The organism is Nocardioides sp. CPCC 206348 (genome assembly GCF_048654705.1).
GTDB lineage: Bacteria > Actinomycetota > Actinomycetes > Propionibacteriales > Nocardioidaceae > Nocardioides.
On the sequence record NZ_JBMCZA010000106.1, the window covers coordinates 7,559 to 9,794 of the forward strand.

The following is a 2,236-nucleotide window of genomic DNA, read 5'->3' on the forward strand; positions in this document are numbered from 1 at the left end:
GCCGACGACAAGTTTTACGTTGCCTCAAAGGACATCCTCCGGGGCAACATGTTTGAAGAGGCCTCCGGGGACCTAGGCTGCCCTCCATGACGCAACCTCCTCAGAACCCGCCCCCGGGCAACTACGGCTACGGCGCGCCCGCGCCCGTCCCCTCCGGCGGCCCCTTCTACGTGAACGTGCTCGGCCAGGAGCAGGGCCCGATCGACTTCAACACGCTCGCACAGATGGCTGTCTCCGGCCAGATCAAGTCCGACGCCCCGGTGCGTTCGGCTGACAGCCAGCAGTACATCGCGGCCAAGGACGTCCCCGGCCTGTACTCCGACAAGGAGTGGCTGACCGTTGTCCTGCTCTCCTGGCTGCTCGGCAGCTTCGGTGTCGACCGCTTCTACCTCGGCCAGACCGGTCTGGGCCTCGGCAAGCTGTTCACCTGCGGTGGCTGCGGCATCTGGGCGATCTACGACCTGATCATGTTCGCGCTGCGCAAGCAGCACGACGCCGACGGCCGCCCCTTCCGCTGATCATCACCCCGACAGCACACGCGTGACCACGACCCCACCCGCCACCGAGGAGCCCTCCACCAGGAGCCTCCTCCGACACGTCCGCCTCTCGAGCGCGGACGTCGTCGCGGCGGGTGGGGTCGCTGCCGTCGGTACGGCGTTCCTGCTGTCGCCCGACCACATCGAGGACGGGCCGGTCCTCTGCCCGTTCCGCGCCGTCACCGGACTCCCGTGTCCCGGCTGCGGCCTGACCCGGTCGTGGGTCTACGGCGCCCACGGCTGGTGGCCGGAGTCGTTCGCCGCCAACCCGTTCGGCCTGGTCGCCCTCGCGGCGGTCGTGACGTTCGTGGTCCTGGTCGTCGTACGACGGGCGCGGCGACTGCCGCCGCCCTCACTGGACAGGATGCTGCGGCACCCGGTGGCCATCGGCCTGGGTGCGATCTGGCTGGGCTACGGGTTGATCCGCCTGGCCCTGGCCATCTGAGCCTTCTTCGACTCAGTCCTTCTTGATGGCGTGGCCGCCGAAGCCGGCGCGCATCGCCGAGATCGCCTTCATCGCGTGGTCCTCCGGCTGCCGCGACACGAACCGCGCGAACAGCGAGGCGGAGATCGCCGGCATCGGCACGGCGTTCTCGATCGCGGCCTCGACGGTCCAGCGGCCCTCACCCGAGTCGTCGGCGTAGCCACGGATCCCGTCGAGGTGCTCGTCGGCACGGAGCTGGTCGACCAGCAGGTCGAGCAGCCACGACCGGACGACGGTGCCGGTGCGCCAGGAGGCGAAGATCTCGGGCACGTTCTCGACGATGTCGACCTTGTCGAGCAGCTCCCAGCCCTCGGCGTAGGCCTGCATCATCGCGTACTCGATGCCGTTGTGGACCATCTTGGCGAAGTGGCCGGCACCCGGCGTCGGGCCGCAGTGGACCAGCCCGTCCTCGGTGTCGGCGGGCTTCAACGCCTCGAACGCGGGCATCACCTTGGCGGCGTCCTCGACGGAGCCGCCGTACATCAGGGCGTAGCCGTTCTGCAGGCCCCACACGCCACCCGAGGTGCCGCAGTCGACGAAGCCGATGCCGTTCTCCGCAAGGGAGGCGGCGTTGATGGCGTCGTCGGTGTACTTGGAGTTGCCGCCGTCGACGACCACGTCGCCGGCGCTGAGCAGGCCCTTGAGCTCTTCGATCGTGGACCGCGTCGGGTCACCGGCAGGAACCATCACCCAGACGACCTTGGGGGAGGGGAGTGCCTCGACCAGCGCGGCCAGGCTCTCCACGTCGGCGAGCTCGGGGTTGCGGTCGTAGCCCACGACCGTGTGGCCCGCATTGCGCAACCGGGTGCGCATGTTGCCACCCATCTTGCCGAGTCCGACCAGTCCGATGTCCATGGCGCATTCCTCCAGCTGGCGACGAATGGGTGACGACGAAGGGTGCTACGGGTCAGCTGAGCAGGCGGCGCGGCATCAGCAGGTAGCGGAAGGAACCACCATCGGTGGGCGCACTCTCGTCACCGGTGCCGCTGATGACGACGGGCTTGGAGGCCTGGGTGAACGCGAGCTCCACGACCGGTTCGTCGATGGCGCCGAGGCCGTCGAGCAGGAACGCCGGGTTGAACCCGGTGACCAGGTCCTCGCCGTCGATCTGCGCGGGCACCGACTCCGAAGCCTGGGCGTCGTCGCCCGAGCCGGCGTCGAGCACGAGGGCACCGTCACGGAAGCTGAGCTGGACGGCGGTGTTGCGGTCCGCGAC

Annotated in this window: 3 protein-coding genes and 1 pseudogene; 2 read left to right on the forward strand and 2 right to left on the reverse strand. The window is 69.1% G+C overall.

The genetic code is table 11. The annotated features are described in order from the left end of the window. The first annotated feature begins 86 nt into the window (after nucleotides 1–86). Together ACOADB_RS05375 and ACOADB_RS05380 are read left to right on the forward strand one after the other, a co-directional pair. Entirely contained in the window at nucleotides 87–518 is a 432-nt protein-coding gene (locus ACOADB_RS05375) for an NINE protein (protein ID WP_378596912.1), read from the forward strand. Between the two features lie 22 nt (nucleotides 519–540). Beyond that, on the forward strand, nucleotides 541–981 hold the full coding sequence (locus tag ACOADB_RS05380; protein WP_378596913.1) for a DUF2752 domain-containing protein: 441 nt from the start codon (nucleotides 541–543) through the stop codon (nucleotides 979–981). Nucleotides 982–993: 12 nt separating this feature from the next. Here the strand turns inward: ACOADB_RS05380 and gnd are convergent, their stop codons facing one another. Both gnd and ACOADB_RS05390 read right to left on the reverse strand, forming a co-directional pair. Continuing rightward, entirely contained in the window at nucleotides 994–1,875 is an 882-nt protein-coding gene (gene gnd / locus ACOADB_RS05385) for a phosphogluconate dehydrogenase (NAD(+)-dependent, decarboxylating) (protein WP_378596914.1), read from the reverse strand. Nucleotides 1,876–1,927: 52 nt separating this feature from the next. Then, nucleotides 1,928–2,236: pseudogene (locus tag ACOADB_RS05390) on the reverse strand (DNA polymerase III subunit beta); the annotation flags it as partial.

Coding starts and splice junctions, on each gene's coding strand:
- ACOADB_RS05375 (WP_378596912.1), top strand. CDS start 87: ATGACGCAACCTCCTCAGAACCCGCCCCCGGGCAACTACGGCTACGGC.
- gnd (WP_378596914.1), bottom strand. CDS start 1,875: ATGGACATCGGACTGGTCGGACTCGGCAAGATGGGTGGCAACATGCGC.